The organism is Dryocola clanedunensis (genome assembly GCF_038405435.1).
Taxonomy (GTDB): Bacteria; Pseudomonadota; Gammaproteobacteria; order Enterobacterales; family Enterobacteriaceae; genus Dryocola; species Dryocola clanedunensis_A.
Map to the genome: position 1 here is coordinate 1 of NZ_JBBYHZ010000007.1, position 14,372 is coordinate 14,372.

At 57.4% G+C, this 14,372-nt stretch carries 12 protein-coding genes; 3 read left to right on the forward strand and 9 right to left on the reverse strand.

Annotated elements, in window-relative coordinates; genetic code table 11:
* Positions 1-165: 165 nt before the first annotated feature.
* On the reverse strand, positions 166-1,818 hold the full coding sequence (ushA, locus tag AAE045_RS15495) for a bifunctional UDP-sugar hydrolase/5'-nucleotidase UshA (RefSeq protein ID WP_455548499.1): 1,653 nt from the start codon (positions 1,816-1,818) through the stop codon (positions 166-168).
* A gap of 181 nt (positions 1,819-1,999) precedes the next feature.
* Between ushA and AAE045_RS15500 the strand changes: the two genes are divergently transcribed.
* Both AAE045_RS15500 and ybaL read left to right on the forward strand, forming a co-directional pair.
* Positions 2,000-3,208 (forward strand): MFS transporter, encoded by a 1,209-nt coding sequence (locus AAE045_RS15500; protein WP_455548500.1) that lies wholly within the window; start codon positions 2,000-2,002, stop codon positions 3,206-3,208.
* A 234-nt stretch (positions 3,209-3,442) separates the two neighbouring features.
* Positions 3,443-5,137 (forward strand): YbaL family putative K(+) efflux transporter, encoded by a 1,695-nt coding sequence (gene ybaL / locus AAE045_RS15505; RefSeq protein WP_455548501.1) that lies wholly within the window; start codon positions 3,443-3,445, stop codon positions 5,135-5,137.
* 120 nt (positions 5,138-5,257) lie between these two features.
* Here the strand turns inward: ybaL and AAE045_RS15510 are convergent, their stop codons facing one another.
* From AAE045_RS15510 to AAE045_RS15540, 7 genes are all read right to left on the reverse strand, one after another.
* Positions 5,258-6,562, reverse strand: a complete 1,305-nt coding sequence (locus AAE045_RS15510) for an inosine/guanosine kinase (protein WP_202302022.1) — start codon at positions 6,560-6,562, stop codon at positions 5,258-5,260.
* A gap of 65 nt (positions 6,563-6,627) precedes the next feature.
* Positions 6,628-7,590 (reverse strand): ferrochelatase, encoded by a 963-nt coding sequence (gene hemH / locus AAE045_RS15515; RefSeq protein ID WP_455548502.1) that lies wholly within the window; start codon positions 7,588-7,590, stop codon positions 6,628-6,630.
* A gap of 134 nt (positions 7,591-7,724) precedes the next feature.
* Positions 7,725-8,369 carry an adenylate kinase gene (adk, locus tag AAE045_RS15520; protein WP_271127259.1) on the reverse strand — a complete coding sequence of 215 codons (645 nt, stop codon included), beginning with the start codon at positions 8,367-8,369 and terminating at the stop codon, positions 7,725-7,727.
* Positions 8,370-8,590: 221 nt separating this feature from the next.
* Positions 8,591-10,465, reverse strand: a complete 1,875-nt coding sequence (gene htpG, locus AAE045_RS15525; protein WP_455548503.1) for a molecular chaperone HtpG — start codon at positions 10,463-10,465, stop codon at positions 8,591-8,593.
* 110 nt (positions 10,466-10,575) lie between these two features.
* A complete protein-coding gene (gene recR, locus AAE045_RS15530; RefSeq protein WP_202302030.1) occupies positions 10,576-11,181 on the reverse strand; it encodes a recombination mediator RecR in 606 nt (201 codons plus the stop codon).
* Positions 11,182-11,288: 107 nt separating this feature from the next.
* Positions 11,289-11,966, reverse strand: coding sequence for an isochorismatase family protein (locus AAE045_RS15535; protein ID WP_455548504.1), 678 nt, complete (start codon positions 11,964-11,966; stop codon positions 11,289-11,291).
* Positions 11,967-12,019: 53 nt separating this feature from the next.
* The gene (locus AAE045_RS15540) at positions 12,020-12,889 is read right to left on the reverse strand and encodes a pirin family protein (protein ID WP_455548505.1); all 870 of its coding nucleotides are present in this window, start codon (positions 12,887-12,889) and stop codon (positions 12,020-12,022) included.
* 108 nt (positions 12,890-12,997) lie between these two features.
* Between AAE045_RS15540 and AAE045_RS15545 the strand changes: the two genes are divergently transcribed.
* Entirely contained in the window at positions 12,998-13,903 is a 906-nt protein-coding gene (locus AAE045_RS15545) for a LysR family transcriptional regulator (protein ID WP_455548506.1), read from the forward strand.
* A gap of 91 nt (positions 13,904-13,994) precedes the next feature.
* Here the strand turns inward: AAE045_RS15545 and AAE045_RS15550 are convergent, their stop codons facing one another.
* Positions 13,995-14,327 (reverse strand): YbaB/EbfC family nucleoid-associated protein, encoded by a 333-nt coding sequence (locus AAE045_RS15550; protein WP_202302036.1) that lies wholly within the window; start codon positions 14,325-14,327, stop codon positions 13,995-13,997.
* Between the last annotated feature and the right edge of the window lie 45 nt (positions 14,328-14,372).

Below are 14,372 nucleotides of genomic sequence, written 5' to 3' on the forward strand. Positions count from 1 at the left end.
CTCCTCTGCTATACCGTTTATAACTGTTACCCATGTGGCCGGTCTAAAGTGTTACCCATGTGCCCGGTTTGTACCCTGGCGCTTATCCACCCTACAACATCCGTTTCGTAGGTCGGATAAGCGAAGCGTCATCCGACAAATTGCGGTGGACGGCGCTGATGCTTATTACTGCCAGCTCACCTCGCCTTTCGGTTCGTAAGTATTCACATCCAGCGGTGAGCTTTGTTCGATATACTGCTTCAGCACTTCCGCATCCACAAAGCCGGTGTTCACGTAGCCGGGCTTTTTGTCGATGGCCGGGTAGCCGTCGCCGCCGGTGGCGTTAAAGCTCAGCGTTGCCATGCGGTAGGTTTTGGCCGGGTCAACGGGTTCGCCTTTGATTTTTAAATCCTGCAGACCGTTAGCCGTAGCCACAAAGCTGACGTTGGCAAACTGCGGGTACGCGCCTGAATCTGGCGTTTTCTTCGCAACTTCCGTCAGGTAATCCGTCACTTCTTTACCCGACATATCGACGTACGCCACCGTGTTACCGAACGGCTGCACCTTCAGCACGTCTTTATAGGTGATATCGCCCGCTTCGATAGAGTCACGAATGCCGCCGCCGCTCATCACCGCAAAATCTGCGCTGGTGCGCGCCATCTGCGCGCCGAGGATCACACGCGCCAGGTTCGTCTGCACGAAGCGGACTTTGCTGCGGTCCCCTTCCAGATGCCCGTTCACGCTGCCGACCTTCACTTTCAGCTGCGACTGACCTTTACGCTGGAACGGCGTCAGCAGCGAAAGCATCCTCTGGTTCTCAGAAATTTGCGGCGTGTACAGCACCCGCTCGCTCTCGCCGTTGTCGTAGGTGATCTTTTTCTTCAGGTTGATAGGGATCAGCTGATAGCGCACCAGCTTCATCTCGCCGTTGCGGAACTCAAAATCTGCACGCCCTACGTACTTACCCCACTCATGGGCCTGCACAATCCAGGTGCCGTTCTGCTTGTCCGGCGCGCAGGGCGTGCCCGGCACGTAATCGGCGTCTTTTTTATTCTCCGAGGCCATGCAGACCGGATTTTGTGAGTGACCGCCCACAATCATGGTCAGCGCGCCCGCTGGCAGGCTGCGGGCCATTTCCACATCGCCCGGCGCGTTCGAGCCGTGGTTGCCGTTATCGTAGTGGCCCATGTGGGTCGTCGCGATAATCACGTCCGGCTTTTCGTTGGCCTGCAGATCCTGAATCACCAGCTTCGCTTCATCGGCAGGCTTGCGGAATTCAATATCGGTGAAAAATTCAGGGTTACCTATTTTTGCCGTGTCGTCGGTGGTAAGACCGATAACGGCAATTTTTAACCCCTGCGGCTGGAAGATGGCCCAGGGTTTGAAGAGGCGCTCCCCGGTGCTTTTCTGATAAATATTTGCGGAGAGGAACGGGAACTTCGCCCATTTTTCCTGCTGGCGCAGCACGGATAAAGGATTATCGAACTCATGATTGCCGACGGCCATCGCATCGTAGCCAATCAGGTTCATGCCGCGAAAATCAGGTTCAGCATCCTGTAGGTCAGATTCCGGCACGCCGGTATTGATGTCGCCGCCGGAAAGCAGCAGCACGCTGCCGCCCTCTTCCGCCACTTCTTTGCGTACGCTGTCGACCAGCGTTTTCTGCGCCGCCAGGCCGTATTCGCCATACTCGTTGCGCCAGAAATGGCCGTGATGGTCATTGGTGTGCAGAATGGTAATTTTGTAGGTCTTATCTTGTTCCCAGGCCAGCGCCGATGCGCTGGTCAGACTTAATGCCACCAGCAGCGCCGTGGCCACCCCTTTAATTGCGAAACGCATTGAAAATCTCCATTTTCTAAAACCTCAACCATTATCAGAATGTTAGCAGGATAGACAAATAAGTTTTATGAATTGCGACTTTCCTCAACTCTCACCTGCAGGTATGTTAGCAGGGTAACAATAACCTACGGATACCCCTGCTATCCGTTCAAAAATAATAATCAGCTCCTCACAGGTATTTATGGCAACCTCCGAACAGACGCTCACGCCGCCGGAAGCGAAAAAGGCGCGCACCTCCTTTGGTATTTTAGGGGCCATCAGCCTCTCACACCTGCTTAACGATATGATTCAGTCGCTGATTCTGGCGCTCTATCCGCTGCTGCAGGCTGAATTCTCGCTAAGCTTCGTGCAGATCGGCATGATCACCCTTACCTTCCAGCTTGCTTCATCGCTGCTGCAGCCGGTGGTGGGCTACTACACCGATAAATACCCGATGCCGTGGTCGCTGCCGATTGGCATGTGCTTCACGCTGTGCGGCCTGATCCTGCTTGCGCTGGCGGGGAGCTTCCCGATGGTGCTGCTGGCAGCCGCGCTGGTGGGTACAGGTTCTTCTATCTTCCACCCCGAGTCCTCACGCGTGGCGCGTATGGCTTCCGGCGGTCGCCACGGCCTGGCACAGTCGCTGTTCCAGGTGGGCGGCAACTTCGGCAGCTCGCTGGGGCCACTGCTGGCCGCGCTGATTATCGCGCCCTACGGCAAAGGTAACGTTGCCTGGTTCGTGCTGGCCGCGCTGCTGGCGATTGTGGTGCTGCTGCAGATCAGCCGCTGGTACGCCGCGCAGCATCTGATGTCCAAAGGTAAAGCAAAAGCCCCGGTGGTCAACCCGCTGCCACGTAATAAGGTGATTCTGGCCGTCTCGATTCTGCTGATGCTGATCTTCTCGAAATATTTCTATATGGCGAGCATCAGCAGCTACTACACCTTCTATCTGATGCATAAGTTTGGCCTGTCCATCCAGAACGCCCAGTTCCATCTGTTTGCGTTTCTGTTTGCCGTTGCCGCAGGGACGGTGATTGGCGGGCCGCTGGGGGATAAAATTGGCCGTAAATACGTGATTTGGGGTTCAATCCTCGGCGTCGCGCCGTTTACGATGATTTTGCCTTACGCATCCCTTTACTGGACCGGGATCCTGACCGTGATTATCGGGTTTATTCTCGCCTCGGCGTTCTCGGCGATTCTGGTCTACGCCCAGGAGCTGATGCCGGGCCGTATCGGTATGGTTTCCGGGCTGTTTTTCGGCTTCGCCTTCGGGATGGGCGGCCTTGGCGCCGCCGTCTTAGGCCTGGTAGCCGACCATACCAGCATCGAGTTGGTCTATAAAATCTGTGCCTTCCTGCCTTTACTGGGCATGCTGACCATATTCCTGCCTGATAACCGCCACAAAGCGTAGTTTTTCCGGCCAAAGCCTTGCTTTGGCCGTCCTTCCTTCCCATATCCCTGAAGACTTTTCTCACCCTAAGTGGCTGAAATGCCGCTCAGCGCGTTTTATTTGTCGAAATGCGCCTTTTCGATAACATTCATTAATTATTCATCCACGCCGATAAAGAAATTGTCATAAACTATTACTGTGACATATGGATTTTCAGCCTGATTTTTGGACCCTACGCTAACGAAAGGAGACGGAATGCATCACGCGACACCCCTTATCACCACCATTGTCGGCGGCCTTGTGCTCGCTTTTTTACTCGGTATGCTCGCCAACAAGCTGCGCATATCACCACTGGTGGGCTATCTGTTAGCCGGGGTCTTAGCGGGTCCATTTACGCCGGGTTTCGTGGCGGATACCAAACTTGCGCCTGAGCTGGCGGAGCTGGGGGTGATCCTGCTGATGTTCGGGGTCGGGCTGCACTTTTCCCTGAAGGATTTAATGGCGGTAAAGAATATCGCCATTCCCGGCGCGATTGCACAGATAGCCGTTGCAACGCTGCTGGGTATGGCGCTTTCATCGCTGATGGGCTGGTCGCTGATGACCGGCATCGTCTTTGGGCTGTGCCTCTCTACCGCCAGCACCGTGGTGCTGCTGCGGGCGCTTGAGGAGCGGCAGCTTATCGACAGCCAGCGCGGGCAAATCGCCATCGGCTGGCTGATCGTTGAAGATTTAGTGATGGTGCTAACCCTGGTGCTGCTGCCAGCGGTCGCAGGCATGATGGAGAAAGGCGACGTCGGACTGGCAACGCTCTCTCTGGATATGGGGATCACCATCGGCAAGGTCGTGGCGTTTATCGCTATTATGCTGGTTGTGGGCCGCCGCCTGGTACCGTGGATTCTGGCTCGCAGCGCCGCCACCGGCTCCCGCGAGCTGTTCACGCTTTCCGTGCTGGCCCTGGCGCTGGGCATCGCGTTTGGCGCGGTCGAACTGTTTGACGTTTCCTTTGCGCTTGGCGCCTTTTTTGCCGGTATGGTGCTGAACGAATCCGAGCTGAGCCACCGCGCGGCGCACGATACGCTGCCCCTGCGCGACGCCTTCGCCGTGCTGTTCTTTGTCTCCGTCGGCATGCTGTTTGACCCGATGATCCTGATTCAGGAGCCGCTGGCCGTGCTGGGCACGCTGGCCATTATCATCTTTGGTAAATCTGTGGCGGCCTTCGGCCTGGTGCGCCTGTTTGGTCATTCCCAGCGTACGGCCCTGACCATCGCCACCAGCCTGGCGCAAATCGGTGAGTTTGCTTTTATCCTCGCGGGCCTGGGCATGGCGCTGAACCTGCTGCCGCAAAACGGCCAGAATCTGGTGCTGGCGGGGGCGATCCTGTCGATTATGCTTAATCCGATTCTGTTTGCCGTGCTTGAGCGCTATCTCGAAAAAACCGAGACCCTCGACGAGCAGACGCTGGAAGAAGTTGTGGAAGACGAGAAGCAGATCCCGGTGGATATCTGCCATCACGCCCTGCTGGTTGGCTTTGGCCGCGTGGGAAGCCTGCTGGGCGAGAAGCTGATGGCACAGGGTATCCCACTGGTGGTGGTCGAAACCTCCCGTAGCCGGGTGGACGAGCTGCGTGAACGCGGCATTCGTGCCGTGCTGGGCAACGCCGCTAACGAAGAGATAATGAATCTGGCGCATCTGGACTGCGCCCGCTGGCTGCTGCTGACCATCCCGAACGGCTACGAAGCCGGGGAGATTGTGGCGGCCGCCAGGGCAAAATGCCCGGACATCGAGATTATTGCCCGCGCCCATTACGACGACGAGGTGGATTACATCACCGAGCGCGGCGCAAATGAGGTCGTAATGGGCGAGCGGGAGATTGCTAATACGATGATGGGGCTGCTGGATAAACCTGCTGAGGTGCCGGATGGCGCTGGCGTTTATCCGGCCTACAAATAATCTGCTGAACTGCCGGATGGCGCTGAACGCTTATCCGGCCTACAAATAAATCATTGAACGTTTATCCGGCCTGCGCCCTTGTAGGGTGGATAAGCGCCAGCGCCATCCACCATTCGAGTATCAGCGATCCCAGTACGACTCTTCCAGGCTGTCCTCACGTTCCGGCAGGCCTCGCGTCAGGCGCGGCGAGTGCTGGTTAAGCACCTGGTAGCTTACGCGGTTGGCGTATTTACACACCTGGGCGAGCGACGAATAGGTCAGCCAGGTGAACTGGTGCTTGCTGGAGTTTGGCACGTTGGAGCGGTGGTAGTTATTGGCGGTGATATCATGGAGCAGCGCCGCCAGCGCGCCGTCGCCCGCGCCGTTGGTGTTCATGATTTTCTCTGGCCCGCCCATATAGGGGGCAATGTGCGAGAAAATACGCAGCGGATTTTCGCAGTCTTTATGGCGCATGGCGCGGCTGAATTCGTACTGGTTGAATTCGGCAATCGCGCCCGGCAGCAGCGGATGCTGGGTAATGCGTTTGGCGGACTCTTCGGTGAACCCTGCCATATACAGCCCGACCGGCCCTGCGGTACAGAGCACTAAGTCCACCCAGTCCAGCGCCTTATCTGCCGCCAGCAGCGGATCGCTTTCCCCCGTCAGCGCCTGCCCCTCTTCTTCGTTCATGGCCAGAATCGAGACGTGCTCTTTGAGGAACGCCTGCCACCACTCCGGGTTTTCGGCAATCACGTATTTGGTGCCCAGCGTCAGCACCACCGGCACGTTGTGTTTTTTGGCGAAGCTAATCGCCTGCATGGTGGCATCCGGCATGGGCTCGCCCGGCTGGCAGCGCACGAGGTACGAGGTCAGCACCAGCGCGGACGCTCCGGCAATCACTTCTTCCGGTATGCTCTCTGCGCGCAGCTGGTTCATGTGGCCGGGGCTGATGGCGAACGTCCGCTCGCCCTGCTCGTTAATCAGCGTAAAGCAGCGGCCAATCGCGCCGTTTACCCCTTGCAGATAGTTGAGGTCGGTTCGGCTGGAGGTATTGCAGAGGTAGCGGTAGGCATAGCTGCCGATTTCAATATTGCTGCACATCACGCCCAGCAGGACCGAACGGTCATCCGCCAGCACGGAATAGTTGTGCATGGTGTTCCCGATGGTGCCACCGGCAAACTGGTGGGTAATCAGATTTTTTTGTACCAGCTCCTGATACAGCGCTTCCGCGACGTCGTCGGCAATTACCAAAGAATGGCCGAAGCTCAGGCCGTAGCGGTGAACAAACTCATCGTCCACTTTGGCTTCAATATCCACCAGCGTCTGGTCGATGCCGACAATCCAGGAGGTCCCGGTTTCGTTTTCAGGCTGGACCTGCTGCAGCAGCGGATCGCGATGGCTGACGGGGAAATAGTGTTTGGATTTACGCTTGCCGGGAAATTTCATGGGCTGTCACAGGAGGGTTGCTAATCAGGCCGTGAATGGTAGCACATTCACGGCCCGCGGCGCGATTAGCGATAGCGTTCGATAAGGCTCAGCATCATGGCGATATGGGCCGGATCGTCGTTGAGCGCCGGGATGTATTCGTACTTGCTGCCGCCCGCCTCGATAAAGACCTCACGGTTCTGTACCGCCATCTCTTCGAGCGTTTCAAGGCAGTCCGCCGAGAAGCCCGGACACATCACCTGGATATGCTTAACGCCCTTCTCGGCCAGCATTTTCAGCGTTTCATCGGTGTAAGGCATCAGCCAGGGTTCGCGGCCAAAGCGCGACTGGAAGGTCATCATCACTTTTTCCGGCGGCAGCTCCAGCGCGCTGAGCAGCTCGCGGGTGGTATCCCGGCAGCGCTGGGGATAGTCGTCACCTTCGTTGGCGTAGCGCTGCGGAATGCCGTGATAGGAAAGCAGCAGGATCTCCGGCTCGCCGTGTTCGGCAAACGAACGTTTTACCGAGGCGGCCAGCGCGTTGATGTAGGATTCATCTTCCGCGTAGTCGCGAATCAGCGAGATGGACGGCATGGAACGATAGCTGGCAAATATCCGGCCCAGTTCGTCCCAGACGGCAGCGACCGTCGAGCAGGAGAACTGCGGATAGAGCGGCAGCACGACGATATGATCCACATGATGGGAGAGAAGCTCGTCGACGGCGCTTTTCAGGGAAGGGTTACCGTAGCTCATGCCCAGCGCGACGGGAATATCCGGCAGCTGCGCGGCCAGCGCCTGCTGCTGACGGCGGCTGTAGACCATCAGCGGGGAGCCTTCTTCCATCCACACGGACTGATAAAGTTTGGCTACTCGCGGGGCGCGTATGGGCAGGATCACGCCGCGTAGCAGCGGCCACCACAGCAGACGCGGGGTATCGACCACTCGCGTATCGCTCAAAAACTGGCGCAGGTAGCGTTTCACCGCCGCCGGGGTTGGGGCATCAGGCGTACCGAGGTTTGCCAATAAAACGCCAATTTTTTCCTGACTCATGAACGCTCCTTATCAACACAGTGCCGATAATTGTAACGTAAAAGAGAGGAGGAGAAACCGATAACAGCGAATGGGCAAATTTGAGGTAAAAAAATACCAGGGCAGGCCCTGGTATTGAGTGCTCAGGCTTAAGATTAGCCGAGGATTTTAGCCAGCTCCGCGCTGACTTCGGTCACTTTACGGGTGCCGTCGATTTTCGCGTATTTGGTGTTACCCGCCGCCGCTTCTTTGCTGTAGTAAGAGATCAGCGGAGCCGTCATCTGATGGTATTCCACCAGGCGCTTGCGCACGGTTTCTTCCTGATCGTCTTTACGGGTGGTCAGCTCTTCGCCGGTCACGTCGTCTTTGCCTTCCACTTTAGGTGGATTGAAGGTGACGTGGTAAACGCGGCCGGACGGCGCGTGTACGCGACGACCAACGATACGCTCAACGATCAGCTCGTCAGGGACTGCGAACTCCAGAACCACGTCCACGTTGATGCCCGCTTCTTTCATGGCGTCAGCCTGTGGAATGGTGCGCGGGAAGCCGTCAAGCAGGAATCCGTTGCGGCAATCTTCCTGGGTAATACGCTCTTTCACCAGCGCGATAACCAGCTCATCGGTCACCAGCTTGCCGGCGTCCATGATGTCTTTCGCTTGTTTACCCAGCTCTGAACCAGATTTTACCGCAGCACGTAACATATCACCGGTGGAGATTTGCGGAATACCGTATTTCTCCATGATGAACTGTGCCTGAGTCCCTTTACCTGCGCCCGGAGCGCCGAGCAGAATGATACGCATTGCGTAATTCCCCATACGTTTGGATTTTGTGTACTTAGATCTGAGGCGAAGACCTTACCATTAAAGGCGGCTTAACCTCAAGAAAGCCTGCTGGTGGCGGAGGTCAAAGAAAAGAAAGGTGGATGGCGCTAAACGCTCATCCACCCTGCAACACCGGTTCATTCGTAGGTCGGGTAAGCACAGCGCCACCCGACAATTACCCCGCTACCTACCAGAGGTAGTTAAGATACCAGCAGCTGGTTCATTCGACGGATAAACTGGTTTGGATCTTCCAGCGTTCCGCGTTCCGCCAGCAGCGCCTGGTCAAGCAGCAGCTCTACCCATTCGCCAAACTGCGCTTCGTCCTGGGTGTCCGCCGCGCGTTTCACCAGGCCGTGGTCCGGGTTCAGCTCGAAGATGTATTTCACCTCCGGCACTTCCTGGCCCGCCGCGGCGAACAGCTTCGCCATCTGGGTGCTCATGTCGTTGCTGTCGGTGGTGACGATAGCCGGGGTGTCGGTCAGACGGTGCGTCAGACGGACTTCTTTCACGCGCTCGCCCAGCAGGGTTTTCACGCGGTCAACGAACGGCTCCAGCGCTTTTTCAGCTTCTTTCGCTTCCGGCGTCTCTTCTTCGGCCAGCTTTTCCAGAGACTCGTCAGTTTTGCTGGCGGACTGGAACATCTTGCCGTCGAACTCGGTCAGGTAGCTCATCATCCACTCGTCGATGCGGTCGGAAAGCAGCAGCACTTCGATGCCTTTCTTACGCAGCAGCTCCAGATGCGGGCTGCTTTTCGCCGCCGCATAGCTGTCGGCGGTGATGTAGTAAATCTTCTCCTGGCCTTCTTTCATGCGCGACACATACTCTTCCAGCGACACGGTTTGTGCGGAGGAGTCGGTGTGGGTTGTCGCAAAGCGCAGCAGCTTCGCAATCGCTTCCTGGTTGGCGTTGTCTTCCGCCGGGCCTTCTTTCAGCACGAGGCCGAAGTTTTTCCAGAAGGTCTGGTATTTTTCGCTGTCGTCTTTCGCCAGCTTGTCCAGCATCTGCAATGCACGTTTAGTCAGCGCGCTGCGCAGGTTCTGGGTGACGCGGCTGTCCTGCAGGATTTCGCGGGAGACGTTCAGCGGCAGATCGTTGGAGTCGATCAGGCCACGGATGAAACGCAGGTAGTTCGGCATGAACTGCTCGGCGTCGTCCATGATGAACACGCGCTGCACATACAGCTTCAGGCCGTGCTTGTGATCGCGGTTCCACATGTCCCAGGGTGCCTGCGACGGGATATACAGCAGGCTGGTGTACTCCTGTTTACCTTCCACGCGGTTGTGGCTCCACGCCAGCGGGTCGGTAAAGTCGTGGGCGATGTGCTTGTAGAACTCGTTGTACTCTTCGTCTTTCACTTCAGACTTGCTGCGGGTCCACAGGGCCTGCGCCTTATTGATTTTTTCCCAGCCGAGGATGGTTTCGCCATCTTTCTCTTCACGGGTTTCAATCTCTACCGGCAGCGCGATATGGTCGGAGTATTTGCTGATGATGGAGCGCACGCGCCAGTCGTCGAGGAATTCGTCCTCGCCTTCACGCAGGTGCAGAGTGATTTCGGTACCGCGGTCGGCTTTGGAGATATCCGCAACGGTATATTCGCCCGCGCCTTCGGATTCCCAGAACACACCTGCATCAGCAGGCGCGCCCGCCGCACGGGTACGCACGGTGACTTTGTCCGCCACGATGAACGCGGAGTAGAAGCCCACGCCGAACTGGCCGATCAGCTGGCTGTCTTTCGCCTGGTCGGAGCCCATGGAGTCGAGGAAGGCTTTAGTCCCGGATTTAGCAATGGTGCCGAGGTGGTCGATAGCTTCATCGCGGGTCATACCGATACCGTTATCGGCGATGGTCAGCGTGCGTTTTTCTTTATCAAAAGAGACGCGGACGCGGAGTTCACCGTCACCCTCGTAGAGGTCGGCCTGGGACAAGGCGCGGAAGCGCAGCTTATCGGCCGCATCAGAGGCGTTGGAGATCAGCTCACGCAGGAAGATTTCTTTATTTGAATACAGAGAATGGATCATCAGGTGCAGAAGCTGCTTCACTTCAGACTGGAAGCCACGGGTCTCTTGTCCTTTCATGGTCATTGATACCTCAACAAAATCAAACAGGGTGATGAAAACGTTGAGTGTGAAATGGGGACAGCGGAGGAGATTTTCAAGCGGGAAGAAGAGGATCCTCCCGCGTTTGCTCAGAAAGTAATCTTGTGGCGACCGGCCAAAGAGTGGGACAGCGTGGTGCCGTCTACCATCTCCAGCTCACCGCCGACCGGCACGCCGTGGGCAATGCGGCTGGCATCCACGCCGTACTGACCGCACAGTTCGCCGATATAGTTCGCGGTGGCTTCGCCTTCCACCGTAGGGTTGGTGGCGAGGATAATCTCTTTGATACTTTCGCTGGCTAAGCGCTCTTCCAGACGCTCCAGGCCAATGTCCGCCGGGCCGATGCCGTCGAGCGGCGAAAGGTGCCCCATCAGGACGAAATAGCGGCCAGAGAACTGCCCGGTGGCTTCGATAGCGTGAATATCCGCCGGGGTTTCCACCACGCAAATCTGGCCGTTTTCCTGCCGACGAGGATTGTTGCAGATGGCGCAAACTTCCTGTTCGGTGAAAGTACGGCAGTCCGCGCAGTGGCCGATTTCAGACATGGCGCGGGTCAGCGCCTGGGCCAGACGCATGCCGCCGCTGCGGTCGCGCTGCAGCAGGGCGAAAGCCATGCGCTGGGCGGACTTAGGGCCAACGCCCGGCAGGCAGCGCAGGGATTCCATAAGGGCAGTAAGTAAAGGACTGGTTTGCATCGCTCAGGCTTCTAAAAAAACAGTGGGGCATAGCCTAACATTAGCGCCGCGGGCGGGTATAGAAAAAGATAATCCCCCTGCGCGACGGCTCGCACAGGGGGAAAAAATCAGCCGCGCTGTGAATCCAGCTGCTCCTCATTGGTCACCACATCCTGCGCTTTCTGGTAGCTTTCCATCAGCAGGCCGTACTCGATAAAGACGCCGCCCCACAGGTTTGCCCACTCCATCGCATCGTCACGGTTCCAGGTGTGCTGAATCTCCGCTACGACGGCTGCGGTATCCATTGGCACTACGCCAGCCTGGACTACACGCGCCAGGGTAACTTCCTGGGCCATTTTCGAATAGGTGCCGGAGGCGTCAATCACGGCGAAGACTTTAAAACCTTCCGCCACCGCGCTAATCGCCGGGAAGGCCATGCAGACGCTGGTCACCGTACCCGCGATGATTAACGTTTTGCGTCCGGTTGCTTTAACCGCCGCGACGAAATCCGGGTTGTCCCATGCGTTGATTTCGCCTTTGCGGGGAACGTACTGGGCGTGAGGGGCATACTGATGAATTTCCGGGATCAGCGGGCCGTTCGGGCCCTGTGGCACGGAGGCAGTCGTGATAACCGGAATGTTGGCAAGCGTAGCAATTTTTGCGAGGACGGTTGCGTGGGTGCGTAACGTTGGCATCGGCATATCGTGCACCAGCTGGAACAACCCGCTCTGGTGGTCGATAAGCAGCATTACCGCATCGTTAGCGTCGATAGTAGGGATCTGACCGTTAAAGTTTGCAGGCATCATAGTATTTATCCTTTCGTAAAAAGAAACGGCTATCGGGCGATAGCCGTTATGGGTTAAGCAATGGACTGGCCGAAGCGGCCCTGGTTGAAGTCATCAATAGCCTGGTTAATTTCTTCACGGCTGTTCATCACGAACGGACCGTGACCCACCACCGGCTCGTTGAGCGGCTCGCCGCTCAGTACCAGAACCACGGCATCGTTGTTGGCTTCAATCGTTACGCCTTCGCCTTTGGCATCCAGCACCACCAGCTGTGCTTCACGCACCACTTCCTGGCCGTTTACCTGTACGGTGCCTTTCAGCACCACCAGCGCCGTGTTCCAGCCGTCCGGCAGGTTCAGCTGCGTAACGCCGTGGGCGCTCAGATGCAGGTCGAGAATACGCATCGGCGAGAAGGTTCTTGCCGGGCCTTTCTGCCCGTCCATTTCACCGGCGATGACCCGTGCCACACCGGCACCGTCGGGCAGCGTGACCACCGGAATATCCGCGTCGGTAATGGACTGATAGCCAGCGGGCGCGTTTTTGTCCTTCGCAGGCAGGTTCACCCAAAGCTGCACCATTTCCAGGGTTCCGCCCTTCTCGCTGAACGCCGGAGAGTGGAACTCTTCGTGCAGAATGCCGCTGCCTGCGGTCATCCACTGCACGTCGCCCGGACCGATAACCCCGCCGCTGCCGGTTGAATCCCGGTGCGCCACTTCGCCTTTATAAACGATGGTGACCGTCTCGAAGCCGCGATGCGGGTGCTGATCCACGCCGCGCTGCCCTTTATTGCTCGGTTTGAACTCTGCCGGGCCTGCGTAATCCAGCAGCAGGAACGGGCTGAGCTGCTTCTCGAATTTTGCATAAGAGAACAGCGAGCGAACCGGGAAGCCGTCGCCCACCCAATGGGAGGCCGGGGCGGAATAGACGCCGAGAATCGATTTCATTTTTTCTCTCCTGTGAATGCTGTATCTGATGGATAAAGCTTACTCATAAGACAGTAGCTCCGGTAGACTGGTAAAATGGAATCAGCGTTCTATATACAGGACAATAAGATGCAGGATTTAAACGATCTTTGGTATTTCGTGCAGGTGGTCGATCACGGGGGATTTTCGCCCGCCAGCCGGGCCATTGGCATTCCGAAATCGCGCCTTAGCCGCCGCATCGCGCTGCTGGAAGAGAGGCTGGAGACGCGTTTAATCCAGCGATCGACCCGCAGCTTTACGGTCACCGAAGCGGGGCAGATATTTTATCGCCACTGTAAGGCGATGATGATCGAAGCGGAGGCGGCTCAGGAGGCGATTGATACGCTGCGGGCGGAGCCGCGCGGCCTGATTCGTCTGGCCTGCCCCATCACCCTGCTTCACGTCCACGTGGGCGAGATGCTGGCGCGCTTTATGGCGCTCTACCCGCAGGTGACCGTACAGCTGGAGGAGACGAATCGTCAGGTGGATGTGCTGAATGAAAACGTGGATTTGGCCATTCGCGTGCGCCCCCTGCCGCTGGAGGACAGCGATCTGGTAATGCGCAAGCTTGCCGACAGAGGCATGTGCCTGGTGGCAAGCCCGGAGCTGGTGGCGCAGTTCGGACAGCCTGATTCCCCGGCGGATTTGCAGCACTGGCCGAGCCTCGCCTTAAGCAAGCCGCAGCAGGTGTATCGCTGGTGTCTGTATGGCCCGAATCAGCAGGAAGTCATTCTTCATCACGCGCCACGGTTTATTACCACGGATATGATTGCGCTGCGCAGCGCGGCGGTCGCCGGTGTGGGAATAGTGCAGCTGCCAAAGCTGATGTTAAACGAGCATATAGCTGCGGGTAAGCTGGTGCACCTGCTGCCGGACTGGCGGGCAAGGCGGGAGATTATTCACGTGGTGTTTCCTTCCCGGCGCGGTCAGCTACCGGCGGTCAGGGCGCTGATTGATTTTCTGGTGGAGAGCTACGCGGCGTTTGAAGAGGAGTAATTCAGGGCGTTGTTTTTGTCGGATGACGCTGCGCTTATCCGACCTACGTAACCAACCGTAGGACGGAAAGCAGTGCGTCATCCGCCGGTCATCAGAACGGCATTTTGAAGCCTGGCGGCAGCTGCATGCCGCTGGAGACGCCGGCCATTTTCTCTTTCTGCGCTTCGCCGATACGACGGGCCGCATCGTTGAAGGCCGCAGCAACCAGGTCTTCAACCATCTCTTTGTCGTCTTCCATCAGGCTTGGGTCGATTTCCACGCGGCGGCAGTTGTGCGCACCGTTGATGGTCACCTTAACCAGACCCGCGCCGGATTCACCGGTGACTTCCATCTGAGCGATCTCTTCCTGAGCCTGGGCCATTTTTTCCTGCATCTGCTGGGCCTGCTTCATCAGGTTACCCAGACCACCGCCTTTTCCAAACATAATCTTCTCTCTTTCGCTCGGGCCGCCGACGCGCACAACGCGGTT